Here is a 24,704-nt window from a genome sequence, read left to right on the forward strand (position 1 = left end):
AGAGGATGATCGTCATGAAGGACATAAAAATAGATATGCCAGATTATGCAAGGCAAATCATTGAAAGGCTTAATGACCATGGGTATGAAGCTTATGTGGTTGGTGGTTGTGTAAGAGATCAATTAATTGGCAGGGAACCTAACGATTGGGATATTACCACGTCTGCATTGCCACAGCAAGTGAAAAAGTTATTTGGGAAAACCATTGATACAGGATTACAGCATGGTACCGTAACCATCATGATTGGAAAAGAGCCTATCGAAGTAACCACTTATCGGATTGATGGAAAGTACGAAGATAACAGACGGCCCAAATCCGTTGCCTTCACCAATCAGCTGGTGGAAGACCTTAGAAGAAGGGATTTTACCATTAATGCCATGGCATACCATCATAAAGAGGGTCTTGTGGATGCTTTTCATGGTGTGGCCGACTTAGAGCAAGGTATTATCCGTTGCGTTGGCAACCCCCATGAGCGTTTTAATGAAGATGCCCTTAGAATGCTTCGAGCCATACGCTTTGCTGCACAATTGGATTATGCATTGGATGAAGCGACAGGGCAAGCAATAACAGATTTAGCAGATTTGATTAGACATGTAAGCATGGAACGTGTTCATGTAGAACTGAATAAATTACTCATAAGCAATCACCCCATGCGGTTTATGGATATTCATCGATATGGTTTAATGCCCTATGTAATGCCCGAATTTTTACCTTGTATTGGTAATCATCAGCACCATCCCTATCATCATTATCCAATTGGTGAACATATCATGCGGTCCGTAGAAGCTATCAGAGCAGAAAAAACACTTCGATGGACCATGCTCCTACATGATATAGGAAAACCAGAGAAAAAGACCACAGATGAAGACGGTATCGACCATTTCTATGGCCATGAGCAATTAAGCGCGGATATGGCATATGCTATCTTAAATCGATTAAAATTTGACAAAAAAACCTTGAATAGAATTGTAGCCTTAATTGCCTGTCATGATATACGTGTAGAAGACCAACCCAAAAGGGTAAGACGTGCTGTGAATAAAATCGGTACCCATTTATTTGATGATTTTCTAGCCGTACAAGAAGCAGATATGCGGGCACAGCATCCAGATAAATTAGAAGAACGGCTTATTGTATTAGATAAGGTCAGGGCAATATGGCAAAGGATTCAAGAAGAAGGTCAATGTGTGACAATAAAAGACTTAAAGATTAATGGTAGAGACTTGATCAACCATGGTTTTAAGGAAGGTAAAGAAATAGGCGATATTCTACAACACTTACTGAATAAGGTCATTGAAGAACCTGCCTTGAATAACAGAGATATGTTGTTAGAGATCCTTGAGACATTAAAAAAATAAAGAATTTGACCACTATATATAGATGGAAAACATGATTTTCAACTATATATAGTGGTTTTTTAATACCCCTTTTTTTCCATAAGAAATAATTATTTCCTGTCCTCATATTTGTGAAAAGTATTACATATATTTTAAAGTAGACCTATACGGATTTAGGCGATTCCACATATTTAGAATATATGACAAGTGCTAAGGTTGGGGTGATTGGATGCTTGAAGAATACAATAACATATTTGAACAATTTCAAGTGAAAGTGAAAAATGGTTATAAGGGACGAGGAGCGTACATATTAGATACGGATAAAGGGCTTAAGCTTTTTAAAGAAATCCGTATGCGTAAAGAAAAGATTAAGTTTATGTATGAAATAGAAGAATACCTACATAATAAAGGCTTCACCAATATTGATCGGTTAAATGTATCCATTAACCATGATCCATACATAGAAGAAGATGGTACCCTCTACATTCTAAAAAATTGGGTGAATGGCAGAGAAATATTTTTTAATGATGAAGAAGAAATATATAAAGCGGTTAAAAACCTAGCAATTCTTAGCAAATCAGGTACTAATTTCCCAAGAGGAAGTAAGTATAAAAATTATATTAAACTGGGTACGTTGTGTACAAAATTAAACAAACATAATGTAGAGCTGGTCAGAATACGTAATAAAATACGCCGTGTTGGTAAGTGGTCAGAATTTGATATCAGCTTTTTAAGCAGCTTTCATTATTACCACCAAAAAGCCGTAGAAGCTCTTAGTCTAATGGAAGCATCCGGTTATGATAAGCTAATCGAACACTACAAAAAGAAAAATCCCATCATCCACGGGCAATATATTCATCATAACATTTTAGTGGGTAATAAAAAACTCTATACCATGAATTTTGATTATTGTAACATTGACCTACCCGTTATTGATCTTTATCGGCTTCTACGTAAGGTATTAGAGAAAAATGATTGGCATGTTAAATTGGGAATAAAAGCCATTGATATTTATAATAGCATTAGCCCATTAAGTACGGAAGAGCTCCAGACATTACTCTATCTCATTATGTACCCTGAGAAGTTTTGGAAGATTAGTAACTATTACTTTAACCTTAATCGTGCATGGAAGCCAAAACAAAGTCTGATTAAGCTAAATAAGTTAATTGCTCAGAAGGATAAAAAGGAGCGATTTGTGAAGGCGTTACAGAAGTCACTTGCTAAATAATAATGGGAAAATAAAAGAGACCATATAGACTAGATGCTTATATTCGTATTTAGTCGATATGGTTTTTCGTACGCTTGCCTAATAAAATTTGAAAAATTAGCCTAGGAATATGAACACATAATAATTGAATTGTAAAAAAAATCTGCTTATATTAATTGTTTTCCACATAAACTATGGACATGTACTGATTAACAAGATAAAATAATGTAATAAGCATCATTGTTATTTTACTTTTAACTATCAGAAAATAATCGTGGGTTCAATAAAGTTTAAGTTATTCCAATACATAAACTATCAGCAGAAGAAACATCATAAGAGCCATTAGATATTTGTTTAATAGGTAGAATAACTTAAAGGGTTAACAATACTTGGAAAAGGAGATTTTATATGAAGAAATTATGTGCGATCGTACTAATGGTAACGCTGTTCATGACAGGTTGTTCTAAGTTAGATGAATATGATGTAGGTATGGAGCTATTGACCATGGAGCTGAACTCACCTCAGCATTGGGGTTTTAATAGTGAGACATCTCCAGAAAATTATTTTAATAGAATCCTCTTAAATGGTGTGTATATACCTAGCTTAGAATTATGGCGTAGTCAAGGCGAGTTTAAGTATCCCATGATTCATGATGATGATGTCATCACAGAAAAATTTTTGGATGGACTCAAAGATGTAGAAGGTTTGGTAAAGCGCTCTACTGTTCCTGAAATCACCTATACACCAGGTGTCACATTTTTAAAGTATCTTAAGAATGAAGATTTTGTATCTTATCATTATAATATACCTGGTAATGGCTATACAGCAGAACTTCGTTTTGATCTTCCAGAAGTAATAGATGACATATTAGGAACAGATTTGGGAGTAAAAATTGTTGTACAACGGGATAACATCGGTCAATATATTAATTATGATAGGTATTCAGGTATCTATATGCGTTATGTTGTTGCCTTAACAAAGTCTAAAGGTTACATTGAAAAAAAAGAACTTGCTTATTTTAAACCATTAGCAGACCGTTTAGCCGATGCAATCATCGTAGGTAAGTATCCCAATACAATTGCCAGAGAGCTTGTAATAGACTCCGTTAATCGTGACGATTATGTAATGGCACTACAGAACTATTTACATGAACAATTTAATAGTTATGCAGAGCAGTCCTATGGCGAGGTTTTGTTACTAGAGCGAGGATTGTTTCGATTTGATAATAACTGGGAGAACCCTGTGATATATTCCCGTAGAGATAGAGAAACATTTAAAAATGAAGGCACATTGAGTACAAATACATTTAGTAATTATATGAAAGATGCTGTTCAAGACGAAGCCACGTTCAACTGTACGTTGACAGATATTGATACATCTTGGGCAAAAGACACCATTATAGCTTTAGCCAATCGTGGGGCTATAAACGGATTTCCAGACCATACATATAAGCCTAAGAAGAAGATTCTTGGTTATGAGTTTGTCACCATGTTTACTAAAGTATTTTATGGTGACCATCAAACGCTTAATGACCCAAAAGATGTAAGGGGTGTTGAAGATGCTGTAAGAATTAACTATTATGAATGGTGGCGACCTTATTTTGTCCTAGCTGGGAAGTATATCAAAGATGATCGTAGCTATGAGCTATTACAGAATATGAAAAAAGAGCTCAAACGAGAAGAAGTAGCCTATATGGTGGCTAACCAACTAAAATTAGACCTACAGAAGGAACCAACAGTGATTCCAAAAGATATTAACGAAGCAGATTCGTTTTATAAACCCTACATAAATGCATGTATGTCAACTGGAGCACTTAACGGTGTAGGGGACGGTTTATTCAATCCAAAAGGGTCTGTGACAAGGGAGCAAGCTGCTCAAGTCATCTATAATGTCTTACACTATCAATAGAATAGGCATTGTATTATTTATATTAAGGCATATGACTTGATTCAGTTCCAAATGGTTTATACTATAATGGTTTAGGTAATAAAATATATAACGATTAATAAAAAATCCTTGCATTGATTGCAAGGATTTTTTTGGACTCAATAATCTAATGACTAAAGTAGAAAAATGTCGAAAAACTCTTGTCAAGTGTTGTTTGTCCAATAAATCATGTCGTTTGTCAGGAATTATTGAAAATTCAATGCCTAATCTGTATGATAAACAACAAGAGACAAGCTTAAGCTATAAAATGCCTTAAACAATAATAAGGAGGTTTTGAATGGGTAAGAAAAAAATGATATGTGTTCTTCTAGTTATGGTCATGATTACTTCAAGTACAGTGAATATCCATGCATTCGTGTCAGGGCACTCGGGTTCTGTTAGTCCTGGTGATGTGGTGAATGCTAGAGGCGGCATTAATTGGACAGCATATAAAGTATGTTTTGTGGATATGGAAGGGGAAAACGCCCTAACCAATGAAAACATTATTTCATATAAGGATACGACTAATCAAATTGAAGAAAAATTACGAAAGAATTACAGCAAAAAATTCCCTGCTATAAAAAACTATACATATTTCATTAAGCCCAAAATATGGACGCCATATGCATACCTGGTTCACTATGATTTTTCATCACAGGATTTTAAAGCATTACCTAAGGAAATTAAAGACGTAAAATTACATCAAATAACGACTCAAGAAAGATATAGTAACGTATTTTATAATGAACTTAAAGCCCAAGTCCCTAGTTTAGACATATTGATGGCTAAAAAAGATACAAACAGGTTATGGTGGTTAGACATTCTGAATGGATATAGTGGAGCTAATACAGAATCGCAAAAAGTATGGAATTATATATTACAATCGGAAGATGGTATAGAAACAAGAATTGAAAACTATATAGGTGAAACGGAGACAGACCCGCTGACACAAAAACTTAAATACTTGGATTTATTGATGACACTTGTGGCAATCGATAAAGATTTAAAAGATACAATGGTATATTATATCAATAGATACATATATGGAGAGTCTTTGGAAAACAAACCTATATTACTCAGCATTGAATCTGCTGTAAGGGTATCATCAAGTGAAATGTTTGATAAGACGTATGCCTATATGAGTTCAACAGATTATCTTATGTTCATGTATGGGGCTGTAGAAAAATACTCGGTATATAATAAGCCTGAATTTCCAAATGAAGTTGTTAACCACAGCACAAAAAGTATAATAGAAAACTCGTATAAATCATCATATAAAGTAAAAGATAACCTGACACGTTTAACAGAAATCTACCAAAGCAGCACCAAAAAAAATGCCTTTTCTCATGGCTTATCAGGTGTTATAGGTGGGTATTTCTCCACAAAGAATGGTGTGCCAAATTGGCGTTATTGGAGTGGAAGAACGGGTGTTATGCATGGTCTTACATATCATGGCAATCAAATAGGCTTTATTTTAGTAGGTGGTAGAAACAACAAACCCCAAGTAGATCCTACATTAACCATCAGTATGAATACGACCATAGGACCTGATGGGGATAAGCGGTACGAAGTACCTGTAGAGATGGAAACCATAGGAGTGGATGCTTATCTGGATGTATCCCTTGGACAAACCAATGATAACCTTATTAAATGGAAGACATTAATAGCCGATTTAGATGTAACCTTCGATTTTACACTGAACCTTACTCCATCGGATAAGCTATCTAAACTGGATCAATCAGCACCGGATATGTGTATTAAGAAAACCAATATGAACCGACTTGAACTGGAGGATATCCTTAGTGGCACTTCTTCTTTTAGGTACCAAGATAAATTATCGGATGTATCCATTCAAGAAGAAGAGACCATCATAAAAGATTACACAGCTCAGCTCATTATTGACTATACAAATAATGGTATAACAAAACAAGTTGTTTCTAATCACGTAACTGAATCTGTAGAAGCCCATAGAGGTAAAATTCCAGAGCCTAAGACCGGTAATTACTCATCGGCCACGAAGGTATTTTCACAGATTAAACAAGGAGCACCAGGTCATGAACAATTTGAAGCCATGGCAGGGGTGCCAACAACACGACATGTATATTTTAGCTCGGGAGGCGCAGAATACATCGTCGATATAGCTGTGGAATTACATAAACGCCAGCAGTCAACACGAAACTATAGGTCATTTTTTAGTAGTGTACCCTCAGAGAATAACATGCCTGTCATTCAGAACTCCTGGACAAAAGACAAACCAGCGCCGAAACCAACACCTCGACAGAAAACAGATCATATGGGTACAACGACCATTGAGCCTATCAGTCAAGAAACAAGACCCTATTTGAAATATCCCCCAATAGCTGCCAAGAATGGTTCTTGGTCCACATCAAGTTTCAGTGCCCCAACACCTAGAAAAAGCACTGCTTGGGATGGGACAACCCGTAGTGAAACAACGGGTGTAGGTAGTAAAACTGTTGTAGATAAACCTGCTGTATCGGAAAAAAAAGATAAGGACGGTAATGTTATAAGACCCGCTGAACCTGAAGTCAATCATATGGAATACAGACAAGAGTGGTATGGCTTTTCAGGTGAAAATGGAACAGAGTACAGATGGGTACAGGAAGGTCATGATAAGACAGTAGGTGGTTACGAAGAAACTTGGTCACAAACCATTACCTATGACTATATGGAAATAACAGATGTGGCTGTCTATGAAATAACAGAAGCCCTAGTAGACGGTATGGGTACCATAACAGGCACCGATAAGATTATCGGCACGGTGATACAAGGACAACCTTCTGTCTTCTACAACATTGACGAAACCAATACAGCGGCTGGTGGACGCTTAGTTTACTCTCTAGAAACGGATCAGAACGATGATGTTGTATGGGATGAAGGGCCTTCTGACAATGCAGAGGAGAACAAGACAGATAGTGGACGAGTCATTGAAGAAGATATATGGAAGATGCGAAAAGAAACCATGAATAACGTGACGGTTGTATCGGATTTTCTTATTCTTCAAACCACCAAAGGGGATAAAGCGGTCATGTATTTTGATCAGCAATCCATGGATTTTAAGACAGAAGAGCCTATTGAACTACCAGAAAGCTCGCTGGATGACCAATGGATTAATAATCCTAATGCAGCATTTGATTGGCAACCTGATGAACTAGACATAACAGGTTATACGGGTGATTATGAAGATGTGGAGACTGCCCATGCTGCTTATGCATCAAGCCATGTGACGACGGCTCATGACGCACCAGAAACATCCGTTAATCGACCAGCTAGACCCACCAAACCCCTTAGGCTATTAAAGAATAATATTGATATCATAGATACACTGGCTAACCGAGAATACATAACAGGACATGCAAAGGTATTTTATCAACAAGTGGCACCCAAAAAAGGAAACCCAACAGCGTATCATCCAAGGTATGTTGGAGATTTTGGTATGACGGGCATTGAATTAACCTCAACCTATTCCTCAAGACATAGCAAGATTAATGATATTGTGGTTCATAACCCTGTATCGGTACAAGATGCCATGATTGTATCCTTGCCATCATCCAGAGATCAAAGAACACCAAGTTCATTACCAAAAGACATGGCGCTGAATACAAGTGTTATGGAGTATAAAAAAGTTTTGGTTGAGGTTACTAAACCCCCAGTGTATAACACCATTCAAGTACCTAATCCTAAATATAAGGAAAAAGAAGTACCCAATCCAGATTATCAACCGGCTAAAGATGTTGAAGGTCAAACCATTTCCTTTAGTTATGCTGGCAATTATAAAGTGTTTACCGTACCAACTACAGGTGAATACATCGTTACGGCAAAAGGAGCATCAGGTGGTGGTACACCTTCACATCCTAATAACGGAGGGTATGGCAGTACGGTTACATCCACCTTTCAATGGACAGCAGGACAGCAGTTCTATGTTTATGTAGGCGGCAAAGGTGGCAATTCTCCTAGTGACAGGATTGACCAGTTTAATCGACGTAATTATAACGGTGGTTATAATGGTGGGGGCTATGGATCAGGGTCACGAGGACCTGGTGGCGGAGGACGCTCGGATATCCGTACGAGCACGTCACCAACAAGTGAGATTATCGTTGCAGGTGGAGGTGGAGGATCAGCCAGTGCCCAACAGGGTTCGGCCATAAAGTCTAATGGTAATCGTGTCAATGGCAGTAATGGTCCTACAGGCTGGTCTGGAAAATATGAATATGACACCGGTGGAGGCGGAGGTGGCTATTACGGTGGTCAGACAGTTAGTGGTGATGACCCCTCCCGTGGCTATGCTGGAACAAATTATTCAGCAGGCAGTAACACCACCACTTCCACAGGGTCAAATAACGGCCATGGCAGTATCACCATTAAGCAGCCTGCTATCCATATGCCAGCAGTAGGAGAACCCACCATATGGATACCGGCCAGTGATGAGCCTAAATTTATTGATAAACAAGTCCTTGTCAGTGGTGGAGAAACAGTATATGAGTACCAGCTTGTGCCAATAGAAGTTAAACCAGAACCAGTCCAAGTAGGAGGCGTTAATTACACGCCAGGAAATTTTATTAATATTGATTATGGTTTTACAATCTATTTCCCAAATAGAGGTGATTTTTATGGCAATGGGAGAAGTGGTTTAGGCAATACCTCATTTATCCGAGGAAAAGGCTATACCGATAATATGGATACAACCGAATGGACAAAAAGCAAAGAAGTTACCTTCCCATTTGCAGTCATATACGAAGATGATATGTATTTGCCCGGTGAAAAAATAACATTGGACAAAGCAAAAGAAAACTTTTCCTTCTATCTGCCACTAGCTGCATCAGAAGCCATGTCTGCTGAGGTGATGTTTAAAGCAAAAGCCAACAATTGCCGATATGATGATGCAAACAGTTTCACCAATCGCGTTAGAACAGGTAGTAAAGAAGCCAAACATGCAGCCAAGCAAATAACCTATATCGATGTGGTTGGAAGAATTGGAAATTTGGTCATGGAAGATACGGAAGACTTTAGGTTCTCTAACTTGTTTAAACAAGCTGTATCAGGCTGGTTTGTTGAGAATGTGGTGCCTAAGGTTAATCCAGAAAAACAGTTGAATATCATGTCTGATCCTATTGATATACGTGGGGAAAGAGTGAATGCTTATAATCATTACCTTAATACATATGGCGCCATAACTTCTTTTAATAGGGAACCCATTAGATTTCCACTATCGCCATCCAAAAATAATATAATGGCCTTAAGAAATCAACCTCAACGCCCAGGTTATTTATCCTACTTGGATATTTCAACACTAGGAAATTATGAAAAAGTACAGGTGATACCTTACTATTATCATTTATCTTTAGTGGATGGTACCATCACACCATTAGATGTGTATATGAACACAGAATCAGGGTATAGACCCATTAACATCTATGATTTGGTGAAGACAGATTGGGATACCAATGCAGTGTACCACTACAAGTACTGGGTAGATTGGGGTATGGAAAAAATGAGACGTTGTGTGGAGTTAGCGGAAGAGAACAAGACCCAAAGTGTCATTGACTACACCAAACAAATAGACGGTGATGGTGTGGAATATATCAAAGAATCACCTTATGGTAATACGTTTGCTGGAATAGCCCAACTGGTTCAATTGTCAGAGAGAAATAGAACCTATATTGGTTCTTCCATAACAGGAGGGAAGGATAATAATCCAGGTAATCGTAATCTAGAACAAATGTATACAAAGAATGCTCAGAGGTGGCATTTTAAATCTGGATTACCTTCATCGGCCATTGCTGTACATCATGGAAAGCCCATATCCAAAGGGAATATGGATAGTGTTTCAAATAATCAATCCGTCATCATAATGGCACTGGATATAAAGTCAGCAGGTACATTATATAACCTGGAATACAAACATCCCAGTGGTAATGGTACATTGGATATTGCAGGATTAGCTTTTGATTTAACGTCCATACCTCACAATGTTATCACCGTATATTCAGCACATAAATCATCAGCCAACGACTTAAGCATATCCGGAACACATTAAATAAAAGAGGGCTATCTTATTTAAAAGATAGTCCTCTTTTAGTGGTAATAGCTCACCTCAAAAGTCGAAAAATGTCAAAAGGATTTTATGTCATGCTTTTTATCCTCTAAAACGTGTCGTTTGTCAGGATGAGTTGAAAACAAATCAAGGCTAGTATAGGATGAAGATACTAACCGCTATACATACATGACATATTTATCCATGATAAATTTGAAACCAATCATAGAGGAGGAGAAGGGTTTGGCAAGAATAGTAATACATCAAGAAGTGTTATTAAACAAGTTTAGAGATTTAGAAGATGTATCACGAAGAATTTATGACGTTGAAAAAAACTTATCCATCATTAAAAATTCCATGGACAGCACAGTTTTAACTAGGGATAACGTGAATCATCAACTAAGCAGTTTATGTCATGTCCTACGAGGTCTAGGACAAGATATGAATGAAAGAAGCCAATTCATTCATCGTACAGTTACGGCCTATGAGGCTACAGAAAAGAAGTTAATTGAAAGTATGAACGCTATTGATCACTCAACTGGTAGTCATAACAAAAAAGATGCAGATGTGAATGAGGCAAATATTTTTACTGAGCAAAAAGAGAATATATTGTTTCACGCACTTCTGCAATGGTTACAAACACGTTTAACCCCTATAAAAAAATATTTGAATGATATTCATATGAAAATCAATAATAGCATAAAAGTAGAAGAGACCTCTTTACAACTACCAACCCATATGAACCCACTTACAGAAAACTTAGTCACCCACCCAAATGTTTACAAAGAAGAAGTCAAGATGCTCCAACAAAGGTTACAGGATTTGGGGTATACCATTAAAGTAGATGGTTATTTTGGTGATGAAACATTAAAAGCAGTTAATCTATTTAAAGACAATTATGGTCTTGGTAATACTGATAGCTATGCAGGTATTGTAGGCAATCAAACTTGGTTATGGTTATTTGGGCAGCTTGTTGGTGAGTTATCATGGAACCCTAGTAAGTATAATCCGTATGTTAAAATGGCTCAAATAAGATTGAGAGAACTTGGTTATGATGTTCAGGTGACGGGATATTTTGACGATACAACATTAGAAGTAGTTAATCAATATAAAAGGATGAATAAACTTGGCAATACGGGTAGCTGGGAAGGGGTTATAGGCCCACAAACCTGGGATTATTTGTTTGCCCCAAATGGGAAACAGCTTATGCATATAGACACTGCATCTACGTTTGAGGATGGTTTTCACTACAATTGGTATGGAGAGCATGTGGATCGAACATTTAAAGAAAAAGTGGTTAACATAGCTGAAAAACTAAAAATGCATCCTGATGATTTAATGGCAATTATGGCATTTGAGTCTGGATTTGACCCAGCAGTATCTAATAAATATTCTAATGCAACAGGACTTATCCAATTTATGCCCAGTACGGCCAAAGAGTTAGGTACAAGCATTGAAGAATTAGCGACGATGTCTGCTGTTGAGCAATTAGATTACGTCTATGCATATTGCAAGCCCTATTCCGGAAAGATTCAAAATATATATGATGCCTATATGATGGTATTTATGCCTATAGCAGTAGGAAAAAGCAATGATTTTCAGTTAGGTATAAAAGATTCTACCACATGTTTTCAGGGTACATCCCTTTCTAAAGGTAAAGTGTATCAACAAAATAGTGGGTTAGATATCAACAAAGATGGTATTATCACCAAAGCAGAAGCAGCCCAAATGGTTATAAATACAAGAAATAGATATAAGCAAGCTATTGAAGAACCCAATAAGGATAACAGCATCAAGATATATAAGGTTAAGTCAGGCGATACCTTGAGTAAAATTGCTTATCAATTTAATACCACAGTGAATGAACTAGCAAAGTTAAATCATATTACCAATGTCAATAGCATACATGTGAATCAAGCGTTAAAACTACCGATACATGATGTAGAAGAATTACCAGATATGGAGGGAGATAATATTCAAGTATCAACTAACGATGTTACACTTGATGGAAACAGAGATACGACTAAGAATTATTATGATGGCACATTACCTGAGTATACCGTAAAACAAGACTTATTGACGGTCAATAAATATTCCAGACCTGGGACTCCTATTAAAGATGTTAAAGCCATTGTTGTACATTATGTAGGTAACCCTAAGTCAACGGCTCAAGCTAATGTTGATTATTTTGAACGTTTAAAAACAGGTAAAAAAAATGATCGAGGAAAGTATATTTATGCCAGTGCACATTATTGTGTAGGGCTTGATGGTGAGGTTATTCAAGCAATACCTGATAATGAAGTAGCTTATCATGCAGGTGCACGAAAGACAGATTTGGCAAAAAATAATTTTACAGATAGTGCTAATCATTATACAATAGGTATTGAATCATGTCATCTTGATAAAGATGGTAATTATAATAATGAGACATATACATCTTTTGTTAGATTAACCGCAGACTTGTTGAATGAATATGGTCTTGATACGGATACGGCATTATTAAGACATAATGATATTTCAATGAAACCATGTCCACGATTATTTGTAGATTCCAGTAAGTGGGTACATTCAGATGAAAATGACGCATGGGAGCAATTTAAAAAAGATGTAGCGATAGCTCGAGGAAGAAAAGAATAAAAAATGGTGGTGATTGAATGAAGTTATATCGACATATGATAGCTATATGTGTTCTAATGATGCTTACTTCTTGTAGTGCAGTTAAAAATTTTAATGAGGATAGTCAACAAAAAAAGAATGCTACAGACACCGAGCAAGTCGCCCAACTAGAAGAGAATCCTCTGCCGAAAGACACGAATTATAATGATCAGGAAAAAGCAACCCAATACCATTTACAAGGTGTGACGTATTTAGAGAAAGAGGACTATGAGAATGCTCTTGAGTGGTTTGAAAAATCTTTTGTCGAAGATCCAGAATACCTATTAGCCCATTTCCATTTTGCAAAGACCCTTGGTATCTTAATGGAAGAAGATTACCCAACATGGTTTGATAGAAAACAAGATATCATTGAACATCTGAAAAAAGTGGTTGAATTAAATCCTGACTATGTTAAACATATTGAAGAGGATGCACATTTTGATGTGATTCGAAAAGAATACGCCTATCAACTTCTAACTGGTCTATCCATAAATAATAGTGAAGATGTTAATAAGATACTTCAGCGTTTGGATTGGTATATACTTGGAGAAGGAATCGTACCTGTAATAGGTGGTATCACATTTCATGAAGACCAGACATTTACTTTATGGTATTATCCTACTGAATTCTGGAAGGCATACGATGATACCCTTGAAAAACTTCAGTACCATGGACACTATGAAGTGAATATAAACAACATTACACTCCAATTGGATGAGAAAATGTTAAAAAGGTCAAACCGAGAGGACATATATAACAATGATACACTTTATGAAGAAGGTATGATTTTGAAGGGTGTCTTAGATCAACAAGGAAGTCTAATGTTTGATATATTGGATTATCCGTTTGACTCATCTTATCCTGAATTTAGTGCATAAGTGGTGAAGGAAAAAATAGATGATTTTGAAATGAGGAAAGTCCATGAAAAAAAGGATAAGGGTAGTTTTAGCGATATTTCTATTGTGTATCTTTATGATTAATATAATAGGATGTCATAAGAATACCCAAAGTGAACATGTTGCTGATGTATCTCAAGAAAACAGAGAAGAAGTAAAGCAGATTTTTAATAAAGCTGCTCATTTGCATCAAGAAGGTCATCATGATGAAGCTTTAATGGCTTACGATGAGGTAATTGCTATAGATGGTGATTATGTTGAGGCTTATTATGAAAAAGGCAGGGTTCTGTACATGATGCAAGACTATGACAAAGCCATACAGATCCTTGATACTGCCATTGAACTAAAATCAGATTACGCGGATGCTTACTTTTATAAAGGTATGATATATTTAGCGCTCGAACAATATGATAATGCATTACAAGCACTTGATAAGACCCTTCTTATGGATGATAAAAAGACCCTTGCCTATATCAATAAAGCCAGATCGTTACAAGGATTAAAAAAATATCATGAGGCCATACAAACCTTAGACTTGGCTATTGAACAAGCGCCAGAGGATGATTCTCTTTACTATGAAAAGGCCATCATTTATAGTCTTATGCATCATTTTGACGATGCTATTAAGAGTTTAGCAATAAGCATAGAAATAAATCCAAATAACGCCAAATTTGCGAAATCTGATCCAGCCTTTTCTCAGTTAAGCCTACTAGAAGATTATCAAATACTTTTAGGCATAGAGGATAAGGGGTCAAGGGATGATGCTGTAGATAATAACAAACCGCAGGATGAGAGCCCATGACACAACATCTACGGGCTAAGAGGGAAGTGCAATACATAGCATTTTGATCACATTTAAACCAGAAAACCACTATAGCCAATATACACAAGCATGTACATGGACATGTAATCCATTTCCTGAGGCAGCCATAACTGAATGTTAGAAAACATTGCGTGAGCATTACGGTAAATAAAACCGTAATGCTTTTTAATTCCTATAGGAAAGTCCTCTGAATTTAGCATATGAAATAGAAGCGTTTTCATATGCGTCAAGGAAACTTTCCTAACATAACAACTTCCTTGGAAAGACGCGACGTAGTCGCTTTGTTCGTGCGTGCATATAGACAATGAGACCCTTTATGACTTAAGATGAATGATTTTTTTAAAATGTTAAATAACATGGAGGGATACTTTATCAATTGCAATAGATGTCCCCTGGTATCCAGCATATAATACGCCATAAACACGAATAATAATAGGGTTATTGATAAAGTGTTCATGATTTTAAACAAAAGTTCATGATTTTGGATTGCGATTATTGTCGAAATTGAATACCATATAGTTGGAGATGATATCACTTTACATCGCATTGTAAATGATAGTGGTGAGCATCATCATCAAGACCTATTACGTTAAGAAAGAATTATGGAGGAGGCAAAAGCGATATGAAGAAATTAATGGCTTTATTATTAGTGCTAACTTTAGGTATGACAATGTTTACAGCATGTACTAAGAAAGATGATAAAGATAACCAAGCACAACCAGCTCAACAAACAGGGGATGAAAAAGACACAGAGAATGACAACACAAGTACGGATGACAGTGCAGAGACAGCTGTAACAAATAACTTGGTTATCTATAGCCCACACAAAGCAGATATGATTAACCCCATTGTAAAAGAATTTCAAGAAACAACAGGTATCAAAGTGGATGTGGTAGCTGCTGGTACAGGGGAACTATTAAAGCGAGTTGAATCAGAGAGTAATAACCCACTTGGTGATGTCATGTGGGGCGGTGGCGCAGAGTCGCTTAATGCATTCAAGGAGTATTTTGCGCCTTATGAAAGTGAAGAAGCAAAAGCGATTAATACCGTATTTATCGATAGAGAAAAGACATGGACAGGAACCAGTCCTTTACCCATGGTCATCATGTACAATAAGAAGTTAGTTAAGCCAGAAGATGTGCCTACATCTTGGGGAGATTTACTTGACGAAAAGTGGACAGGTAAGATTGCTTATGCTGACCCAACACGATCCGGTTCATCCTTTACGATTCTTGCGACCATGTTAACGGCTTATAAAGCAGAAGGCGATGATGGATGGGAATTCATTAACAATTTCTACAAAAATCTTGATGGTAAATTAACATCTGGTTCGTCAGGTGTGTACAAAGGTGTTGCTGATGGTGAGTATGCTGTAGGGTTAACCTTAGAAAAAGCAGCTATGGAATATATCAATGCAGGTGCCGAAGTAGGTATGGTATACCCTAGCGAAGGTACATCATCTGCTCCAGATGCAATTGCTGTCATTAAAGGAGCCAAGAATGAAGTAAATGCTAAGAAGTTCTTAGAATTCGTCTTAACGGCTAAGACTCAGAAATTTGTTCTTGACCACTTCGCTTCACGTCCAGTTCGGGACGATGTTGAAATGGGTGATAATCTGATTAAGATGTCAGAGATTAAATTAGTGGACTATGATTTACAGTGGGTATCGGATAACAAAGATAACATTGTTAAGAAGTGGAAGGATATCGTTATTGGTAAGTACTAAGAAATAACACATGTAATCGTTATAGTTTGGTACACCATGGAGATATGCCGTATTGATTGAATTTAATCATTCAAGTATCAGTAAGTAGTAAGAGGATTTCATGATGATGTACAGATAACGTTCAATATGCCTTATTTAGCTCTAAGGGATACATTTATTGTTAATTAATGACAACAAAATAGATGAAAGTAAACATGGAATCCTCTAAATAGCGTAAAGGATACATCTATTATGTACACAAGATAACAACTTAGTATTTTTTCCAAGATATATCCGTATTGACGAACCATTACCAATTAAGGTGATAAAGATTCAGGGGAGCTTATAAAGTGAACATACATAGCGTGGTCTTGGGGTAAAAATACTAAGTTATAATCTTGAGATATAATAAAGTGACGAAGGCATTTAAATAGTAAGATAAAGCGTAAACCTATTCAGGTCTTAAATAATAAGAAAATTAGGAGGATAAAGTTATGAGTCATCAAGTTGTTATTAAAAATGCGGTAAAAAAGTATGGTGACTATAAAGCGGTTAACAATGCTAATTTAACCATTCAAGAAGGTGAGCTCTTTACACTTCTTGGACCATCAGGATGTGGAAAAACCACATTACTACGTATGATTGCAGGATTCAACACCATTGATGAAGGCCACATAGCATTTGGAGATAAAGTAATCAATGATATACCAGCTCATAAACGTAATATTGGTATGGTATTCCAGAATTATGCCATATTCCCCCATATGTCTGTTTTTAATAATGTAGCCTATGGTTTAAAAGCTAGAAAAGTAAGTAAAAGTGAAACAGAAAAACGTGTGATAGAAGCTTTGCAAATGGTTCAGATGGAAGAGTTTAAAGACCGTCAGCCGTCACAGTTAAGTGGGGGTCAGCAGCAGAGAATAGCCCTTGCAAGAGCCATTGTTATCCACCCAGATGTATTATTGATGGACGAGCCTCTCAGTAACTTAGATGCAAAATTACGTGTGCAGATGCGGACCATCATCCGAAAATTACAGAAAGACCTTAAAATTACAACCATCTATGTCACACATGACCAAGAAGAAGCCCTTGCCATTTCTGATCGTATAGCTGTTATGAAATTAGGCGTTATTCAACAAGTCGGTACACCTGTAGAGATCTATAAAGACCCTAAGAATATTTTTGTAGGTGATTTTATTGGGACATCTAATTTTCTAAAAGGGACAGTTGTAAAAAGGGATGATGAAAAAACCGTGATTGATGTGAATGGTAAGACCATTGATTTCAACATGAAGAAAGCATGCAACGGTGAAGTGATTATCACCGCAAGACCAGAAGAGATTATTTTGGAGGATGTTAAGAAAGGTAATATCATAGGTGAAGTGGTCATAGGTACTTTCTTAGGTGACTTCATCAATTATGAAATTAAACTGGATAATGAGCAGGTCATTGAAGTGAATGAATATACCAAAGATGTGTCACGTATACGTCATACGGGTGATAAAGTAAGTGTTGTCCTCGTACCAGATAAAGTGCATGTATATGATGGAGCAGGTGAGGAGGTACTTCTATAATGAAGCAGTTAAGGAAATTCTTTAATTTCTGGAATGTGGTCAGAATTGTCGCATTCGCAACATTAGCTATTACGCTTGTATATCCATTCGTCACCATGTTAAAGGAGAGTTTTGTTTCCCAAGATACAGGCGGATTCACTTTAGCCAATTACTTTGAATTTTTTAAGTATCCTTATTACTACAAAACCCTATTAAATAGTATGTCCGTTGTATTAGCTGCTACTTTTTTTTCTACGCTTATCGGTTTGCCAATGGCCTATATCACCACCCGTTACAACATATGGGGTAAATCCATCATTAATATTATGATTATATTATCTTTGCTATCACCTCCATTCATCGGGGCCTATTCATGGATTCTTTTACTGGGGCGTAACGGCTTTATCACCAACTTATTCAGAAATATTGGGATAGAATTACCACCCATCTATGGCTGGACAGGGATTGTGCTGGTCTTTAGTTTGAAATTTTTCCCTTATGTTTACCTATTTGTATCAGGCGCTCTTAAGAGCATGGATTCTTCCATCGAAGAAGCTGCTGAAAACTTAGGTGTATCTGGATTTAAAAAGCTTATGACCATTACATTTCCACTTATTTTACCCACCATTACAGCAGGTGCATTGATGGTATTCATGACATCTCTAGCTGATTTTGGTACACCCATGCTTATTGGTGAGGGGTATAAAGTCCTTCCTGTACTCATCTATGAGGAGTACATGAGTGAAATTGGTGGTAACGCGACGATTGCTAGTATGCTTAGTGTCATTATTATCATCTGTGCCATGGCAATTCTGTTTGTTCAGAAGTTCATTATCGCCAAAAAAAGTTACATGATGAGTGCACTTAGACCACCAAAAGTGATTGCCTTAAAAGGTGGTAAGCGTTTCTGGGCAACATTTGTCATTTTTTTAGTAGCAGGGGTTGCCATGGTTCAACAAGTGGTGGTTGTCATTACTTCTTTTATTAAGACAAAAGGTCCTATCTTTACAAAAGGCTTCAGTTTAGATAGTTATCGTATGATTATTAATAAACTATCCACCAATATTTCCAACACCTTTTTATATTCAACCATTGCCATCATCATCATGGTAATTGCAGGACTGCTCTTGTCTTACTTGATCGTTCGAAGGAAGTCCAAGGTTAATGGACTGCTTGATATACTGATTATGTTCCCATACGTTATCCCAGGAGCTGTACTTGGTATTAGTTTATTGGTTGCATTCAATGACGGACCTATCGTATTAAGTGGTACAGCGACCATTTTGATTATTGCTTATGTCATTCGTAAATTACCTTATACCATTCGTTCATCAACGGCCATATTGTATCAGATAGATCCCAGTATTGAAGAAGCATCCATTAATTTAGGGGTATCCCCTATGAAGACCTTCTTCAAGACAACAGCTAGGTTGATGGCACCCGGTGTATTATCAGGTGCAGTACTGAGTTGGATTACCACCATTAATGAATTGAGTTCCAGTGTTATTTTGTATACAGGTAGAACGGGAACCATTTCTGTAGCTATTTATACGGAGGTCGTTCGTGCAAGCTTTGGTACGGCTGCTGCATTGGCATCTATTTTGACGGTGACGACGATTATTTCTATTTTAGTTTTTAATAAAATTTCTGGTGGTAGGGGTATTACCATGTAGAAGATGCTTGAGCCCATATAAAACAGTTGTTTTTATGGGTTAAAGCTATAGGTGGAAGTCTTTGGTTTGGTTGGGGTTTAGGCTAGGGTGGTGAGGTGTATCATGCATTTGTTTGCCTTTCCTTTCAGCCGGTCTGCACAAATGCATGATACACCTCACTTGGTTCAAGATGACGTTAAAAAGATGATGTGTTGTTAGGTAGGTTATTTGACGCGTCAAGAGTAGTTGTTGATTATGATGGATATTCATTGTATAGTGTTATAGGAGATATGCTTATACTAGATGATGGTAGGCATATGTTTGATGGTTAGATGTTTTTGGTAAATACAATAATGATTTATGAAGTTGTTATGATTAATGGATAGATCGTTTATTTGAAGATATGTTAGGCGTTAAGCAAGAGATAAAATACATGATATATGATGAATGGTACGTAAAAGAGAGGATTATAAATATGAACATAATGGATTTGCATACACACACCCAGTTTTCTGATGGAGACGGAACCGTTGAGGATATTGTAAGGGTTGCTAAAGAAAAAGGCATTAAGGTTGGAATATCTGACCATGTCTTTTGCTCAAAGATGAACGACATGGATGCTATAGAAAACTATTTGAATGCCTTAGATCAATATGACGTATACAAAGGTGTAGAAGCAAACATGAAAGATATCATCCACTGGCCAGACCGATTACTACATCAATTGGATTATGTCATATCAAGTGTGCATACATTCTATGACCGCCATACAAAAGACCGCATATGGTTATCATCCTATTTCGGATACCGAGTAGGCCATAGCTCCAGTTATAAAAAACAATATAAAACAGAAGATTGTGAGTACATTATGGAAGCCTTATTACAAACCATTGAAAAATGCTTTCGTCAATCAAGGGTAGATATCTATGGTCACTGTACCATATTACCATTCTATGATGAACTGCAAGGAACCACCTTCATTGACGGATGGGAAAACGAAATCCTTCACTTATGTGAAAAATACCAAGTAGCCCTAGAACTAAGCGGCCTATGGAAAGCCCCAAGCACCCACCTCATCAAGAAAGCACTCAACAAAAACATCCAATTTTCCCTAGGAAGTGACTGCCACCGCCTCACCGAAATCTGCAACCTGGATTATCCACTAACACTCATCCAAAAACTCAATATCCCCCAACACCGCATGTTTACCATTAAAAATAATAAGCAGTCTTAATCCTTTAATACACAGATTATATAATCAACATAAATCACACTACCTTCTACCACTAATAAATTCCCTTAATAACCCTAATAATACATATACCCAACTTAAACCAATAGCATCTAAAACACTAGCCCCAAAATTCCAACACTAAAAGTGTGTATCATCCTTTAGTTTACGCAGACCGGCTGAACAGGAAAGGCAAGTAAAATAAAGGATGATACACACATACCAGCCCAAAAATTCCACGCAACCAAAAAAAACAATAAGAACCCCTAAACAAAAAGTGACAACCTCCTAAAAAACATAATACCATCAATAAGCCGTAAATAAATATAATCAAAATTAAAATTAATATATTAAAACGGATAGATGAACATTTAAATCAACCCAAGGAGAAAAAAGCCATGCAAAAACCCAAAAAAGCTTTCTTCCACAAACTCCTCATATTCTTTATACTCATCAGTATCATACCCCCACTCATTCTAACTTTCCTAGGCTACACCTTTTCATCCAAAATCCTACAAGACGCCATCTACGATCAAGCCCACGACAGCTTAATACAAATCAACGACAGCATTAATGAATTCTTAATGGAGTATAAAACAGTCATCGATATCGTAGAACAAGATATCCCCCTACAAGAAGTTTTATCACATCATGTTTCCTTGGATGACTATTACTATCAAATAAATGAGAAAATCTATTTCCTCTTAGCCAGCAAAAAATATAAATTTCCCATATACATCCTTAATCAAAAGGGTCAAGCTGTTTATGAAACATCCCCATTACCTCCTATTTATAAAGGACAGGCTTCCAGCAGCTGGGGTGTATTTCGTAAAATGAATGACAGCAATGACGTGGTGTTATACCCCCACAAGTTCATCAATAATACCGGTAACACCATCGTCTTTACTCTTGGAAAACGCATTGTTAACGATACAGGTCAATCCATAGGGTATATTGTCATTGATATCCATAGAGATGCTATCCTTAATATCATGAATACACTAGGCAGCAGTAAGGTCATGGATCTAAAACTAATCGATCCATTCTTCTACACCATAACCGATGCAAATCATGCCCATCAGGAAGGTTTTTTCTGGAATTCACCATTTCGTGAAGAAGTATCTAAGGAAAAACAGGGGAAAATCTATGTAGAAGGGAATAAAGTACCGAAGCTATTGATCTACCATACCCAAAGTCAATCAGAATTGACTCTTATAGCCACAGTTCCCCTAAATATTGTGGCAGAAAATAATAGTTATCTCCGAGAGAAAGTTATCCTTAGCTTTTTATTAAGCCTTAGTTTAGCCATTCTTATATCCTTTATTTTTGCCAAGCACATGGTACGGCCCATAAGCAAGTTGGCAAAAAGCATGAAAAAAGTAGAGGAAGGCAACTTAACCGTAAGAGTTAATCTGAATCGAAACGATGAATTAGGTGTTCTTGAAAATAGCTTTAATCAGATGGTCGTTCGTTTAAAAGAGTCCATGGATAATACCATCGAACAACAAAGACAACTGAGAATTGCTGAGATTAAAATTTTACAAGCTCAGATTAACCCTCATTTTCTATACAATACATTAGATGCCATCAAATGGACTGCTAAGTTAAACCAAGTGACAGAAATCAGTGATATCGTAACCCATCTTGGCAATCTACTGAGAAACACCATTAACTCAGACCAAGAATTTATCACCGTAAAAGAAAGCCTCGCTCTCCTTAATCATTACCTAAAAATACAAGAGTTAAGGTACAATGATGGTTTTGAAGTAAACATGGATGTAGCAACAGATATCATGGATTATAAGATACCCAAGTTAATTCTACAACCCATTGTAGAAAATGCCGTTGTCCATGGTTTTGAGCACATAGAAGAAAAAGGTATCCTCCATATTACGGGCTATGAAAAACAAGGGGATATCTATTTTGAAATCCATGATAACGGTATTGGTATGACAGAGGAGCAGCTAGCCACAGCCATTAACAAGAAAAGTGATGAACATATTGGCTTGTATAATGTGGATCAACGGTTACGTCTCTATTATGGCGAATTCTATAAAGTGATGATTGAGAGTACCTATGGAACAGGTACAACCATTACCATAAGGATACCGGTTAATTCCAGCCTTGCTCATGAAAATTAGATATGTGAGAAATTTACAATGTTATGAAGGGATGCGTTTGCATGGTAAAAGTTGTCGTAGTTGAAGATGAAAACTTAACGAGAAAAGGGTTAGTACTCACCACCCCTTGGGATGATATGGGCTGCAAAGTTGTCGGTGAAGCAGCTAATGGTTTAGAAGGCATAGAAATCATTAAACGTGTAAAACCCCATATTGTGATAACGGATGTGCGTATGCCTAAAATGAATGGAATCGATATGATTAAAGCCCTTGAAAATCAATCCAGAGCAAAGTATATTATCTTATCAGGTTTTGATGATTTTAAATATGCTCAACAAGCTATATCTTTAGGTGTAAAAGAATATTTACTGAAACCTGTGGAAGATAGGGCGCTTATAGATGCTCTTCTTAAAACAGTAAAACATATCCATGAGGAACAAGATATCTATAATAAAGATGAATCGTGTTCCAGTTACTTGTTAGATTTTGAAGAATATCCTCTTGATAACTTGGAAGGAAAGAAGAAGTACGTGGTCAATGCTGTCAAATACATCATCAGTAACTATTATCACGAATTCACCATAAAAGATGTTGCGGAAGCATTATATATATCGGATAGTTATCTGAGCAGATTATTTAAAAAAGAGACAGGGTATACCTTTGTGGATTACCTCACTAGATACCGCATCCATAAAGCCACTCAGTTATTACAAGATGATCATATTAAAATATACCAAGTGGCAGAATTAATAGGTTTTAAAGACTCTCGATATTTTAGTTCAATTTTTAAGAAATATATCGGTATGACGCCTTCCGAGTTAAGAGAAAAAGTGAACATGACAAGTCAGCAGTAAAGACAAAACACTATAAAAATTGATTAACAGTAAAGGGTCTTTTTAGCTCCTGCATTAATAGTGTGCTTAACTCTTTTGGTGGTATATTCTTACCATTCTTAACCCATGTCGTGAGAATATTAATGGTGATACCACAACGGATAGCAACGAAATAATCCCAAGTTTTATCCCAATCTGTAACCAATCCTTTATACTTCGATAAAAATAATGTCAATGTCTTTGCCAAGGATTCTGAAAGCATATCTTGTCTGTTGGCTTGAATAAGCTGTTCAACAATGACCGTATGTTGATCAAAAAAATACAAAAAAGGTTCCATAAAGTCAGAATTATGTTGAACATCATGCTGTTTTTGGTAGTCCAATAGATGGGCTATTAATCCTTTGAAAGTCTTGTCACAGATATACGCCAGAACATCATCTTTCCCATCAAAATGACGATAGAAAGTTGCCCGTCCAAGTTCAGCTTTTTTTACAATCTCAGTAATGGTAATGTCCTGATACATCTGTATTGTCATGAGATGTGTTAGTGCTTCATATATCCATTGACTGGATTGTTTAGAGCGTTTATCTTCTTTGATATGATACATAAGTCACCTCTTTGTCTCTTATCTTCTAAAGGATTTACACCTTATAAAAAGTATTATATAATAATGTTAGATACGATACAAGTGTATCATAAGTATAGGGTTAAAGCAAT

The 24,704-nt window shown here is 36.6% G+C and carries 15 protein-coding genes; 13 read left to right on the plus strand and 2 right to left on the minus strand.

Annotation, left to right across the window (positions count from 1 at the left end):
- Positions 1-14 precede the first annotated feature (14 nt).
- The 7 genes from HZI73_RS03270 to HZI73_RS03300 all read left to right on the plus strand — a co-directional run bounded on the left by HZI73_RS03270 (position 15) and on the right by HZI73_RS03300 (position 14,872).
- Positions 15-1,355, plus strand: a complete 1,341-nt coding sequence (locus HZI73_RS03270; protein WP_212696833.1) for a CCA tRNA nucleotidyltransferase — start codon at positions 15-17, stop codon at positions 1,353-1,355.
- 208 nt (positions 1,356-1,563) lie between these two features.
- A complete protein-coding gene (locus HZI73_RS03275) occupies positions 1,564-2,562 on the plus strand; it encodes a CotS family spore coat protein (protein WP_212696834.1) in 999 nt (332 codons plus the stop codon).
- A 387-nt stretch (positions 2,563-2,949) separates the two neighbouring features.
- Positions 2,950-4,449 carry an S-layer homology domain-containing protein gene (locus HZI73_RS03280; protein ID WP_212696835.1) on the plus strand — a complete coding sequence of 500 codons (1,500 nt, stop codon included), beginning with the start codon at positions 2,950-2,952 and terminating at the stop codon, positions 4,447-4,449.
- A 316-nt stretch (positions 4,450-4,765) separates the two neighbouring features.
- Complete coding sequence (locus HZI73_RS03285; protein WP_212696836.1) at positions 4,766-10,522, plus strand: glycine rich domain-containing protein; 5,757 nt, start codon at positions 4,766-4,768, stop codon at positions 10,520-10,522.
- Between the two features lie 240 nt (positions 10,523-10,762).
- Positions 10,763-13,156 (plus strand): N-acetylmuramoyl-L-alanine amidase, encoded by a 2,394-nt coding sequence (locus HZI73_RS03290; protein WP_212696837.1) that lies wholly within the window; start codon positions 10,763-10,765, stop codon positions 13,154-13,156.
- 17 nt (positions 13,157-13,173) lie between these two features.
- Positions 13,174-14,052, plus strand: a complete 879-nt coding sequence (locus HZI73_RS03295; RefSeq protein ID WP_212696838.1) for a tetratricopeptide repeat protein — start codon at positions 13,174-13,176, stop codon at positions 14,050-14,052.
- Positions 14,053-14,146: 94 nt separating this feature from the next.
- A complete protein-coding gene (locus tag HZI73_RS03300; protein ID WP_212696839.1) occupies positions 14,147-14,872 on the plus strand; it encodes a tetratricopeptide repeat protein in 726 nt (241 codons plus the stop codon).
- A 53-nt stretch (positions 14,873-14,925) separates the two neighbouring features.
- Here the strand turns inward: HZI73_RS03300 and HZI73_RS03305 are convergent, their stop codons facing one another.
- Positions 14,926-15,093 carry a hypothetical protein gene (locus HZI73_RS03305; protein WP_212696840.1) on the minus strand — a complete coding sequence of 56 codons (168 nt, stop codon included), beginning with the start codon at positions 15,091-15,093 and terminating at the stop codon, positions 14,926-14,928.
- Positions 15,094-15,515: 422 nt separating this feature from the next.
- On the opposite strand from HZI73_RS03305, the gene HZI73_RS03310 reads away from it, so the two are divergent.
- From HZI73_RS03310 to HZI73_RS03335, 6 genes are all read left to right on the plus strand, one after another.
- Positions 15,516-16,619: an ABC transporter substrate-binding protein gene (locus HZI73_RS03310; RefSeq protein ID WP_212696841.1), complete on the plus strand. Its 1,104-nt coding sequence runs from the start codon at positions 15,516-15,518 to the stop codon at positions 16,617-16,619.
- 473 nt (positions 16,620-17,092) lie between these two features.
- Entirely contained in the window at positions 17,093-18,172 is a 1,080-nt protein-coding gene (locus HZI73_RS03315; RefSeq protein WP_212696842.1) for an ABC transporter ATP-binding protein, read from the plus strand.
- Positions 18,172-19,824 (plus strand): ABC transporter permease, encoded by a 1,653-nt coding sequence (locus tag HZI73_RS03320; protein ID WP_212696843.1) that lies wholly within the window; start codon positions 18,172-18,174, stop codon positions 19,822-19,824. The genes HZI73_RS03315 and HZI73_RS03320 overlap by 1 nt, the downstream gene beginning before the upstream one ends.
- 454 nt (positions 19,825-20,278) lie before the next feature.
- A complete protein-coding gene (locus HZI73_RS03325; RefSeq protein ID WP_212696844.1) occupies positions 20,279-21,037 on the plus strand; it encodes a PHP domain-containing protein in 759 nt (252 codons plus the stop codon).
- Positions 21,038-21,432: 395 nt separating this feature from the next.
- Positions 21,433-23,175 carry a sensor histidine kinase gene (locus HZI73_RS03330; RefSeq protein WP_212696845.1) on the plus strand — a complete coding sequence of 581 codons (1,743 nt, stop codon included), beginning with the start codon at positions 21,433-21,435 and terminating at the stop codon, positions 23,173-23,175.
- 41 nt (positions 23,176-23,216) lie between these two features.
- Positions 23,217-24,008 (plus strand): response regulator transcription factor, encoded by a 792-nt coding sequence (locus tag HZI73_RS03335; RefSeq protein ID WP_212696846.1) that lies wholly within the window; start codon positions 23,217-23,219, stop codon positions 24,006-24,008.
- A 10-nt stretch (positions 24,009-24,018) separates the two neighbouring features.
- On the opposite strand, the gene HZI73_RS03340 is transcribed toward HZI73_RS03335, so the two are convergent.
- A complete protein-coding gene (locus tag HZI73_RS03340) occupies positions 24,019-24,594 on the minus strand; it encodes a TetR/AcrR family transcriptional regulator (RefSeq protein ID WP_212696847.1) in 576 nt (191 codons plus the stop codon).
- Between the last annotated feature and the right edge of the window lie 110 nt (positions 24,595-24,704).

The organism is Vallitalea pronyensis (assembly GCF_018141445.1).
Classification (GTDB): domain Bacteria; phylum Bacillota; class Clostridia; order Lachnospirales; family Vallitaleaceae; genus Vallitalea; species Vallitalea pronyensis.

Coding starts and splice junctions, on each gene's coding strand:
- HZI73_RS03270 (WP_212696833.1), top strand. CDS start 15: ATGAAGGACATAAAAATAGATATGCCAGATTATGCAAGGCAAATCATT.
- HZI73_RS03275 (WP_212696834.1), top strand. CDS start 1,564: ATGCTTGAAGAATACAATAACATATTTGAACAATTTCAAGTGAAAGTG.
- HZI73_RS03280 (WP_212696835.1), top strand. CDS start 2,950: ATGAAGAAATTATGTGCGATCGTACTAATGGTAACGCTGTTCATGACA.
- HZI73_RS03285 (WP_212696836.1), top strand. CDS start 4,766: ATGGGTAAGAAAAAAATGATATGTGTTCTTCTAGTTATGGTCATGATT.
- HZI73_RS03295 (WP_212696838.1), top strand. CDS start 13,174: ATGAAGTTATATCGACATATGATAGCTATATGTGTTCTAATGATGCTT.
- HZI73_RS03300 (WP_212696839.1), top strand. CDS start 14,147: ATGATTAATATAATAGGATGTCATAAGAATACCCAAAGTGAACATGTT.
- HZI73_RS03305 (WP_212696840.1), bottom strand. CDS start 15,093: ATGCTAAATTCAGAGGACTTTCCTATAGGAATTAAAAAGCATTACGGT.
- HZI73_RS03310 (WP_212696841.1), top strand. CDS start 15,516: ATGAAGAAATTAATGGCTTTATTATTAGTGCTAACTTTAGGTATGACA.
- HZI73_RS03315 (WP_212696842.1), top strand. CDS start 17,093: ATGAGTCATCAAGTTGTTATTAAAAATGCGGTAAAAAAGTATGGTGAC.
- HZI73_RS03320 (WP_212696843.1), top strand. CDS start 18,172: ATGAAGCAGTTAAGGAAATTCTTTAATTTCTGGAATGTGGTCAGAATT.
- HZI73_RS03325 (WP_212696844.1), top strand. CDS start 20,279: ATGAACATAATGGATTTGCATACACACACCCAGTTTTCTGATGGAGAC.
- HZI73_RS03330 (WP_212696845.1), top strand. CDS start 21,433: ATGCAAAAACCCAAAAAAGCTTTCTTCCACAAACTCCTCATATTCTTT.
- HZI73_RS03335 (WP_212696846.1), top strand. CDS start 23,217: ATGGTAAAAGTTGTCGTAGTTGAAGATGAAAACTTAACGAGAAAAGGG.
- HZI73_RS03340 (WP_212696847.1), bottom strand. CDS start 24,594: ATGTATCATATCAAAGAAGATAAACGCTCTAAACAATCCAGTCAATGG.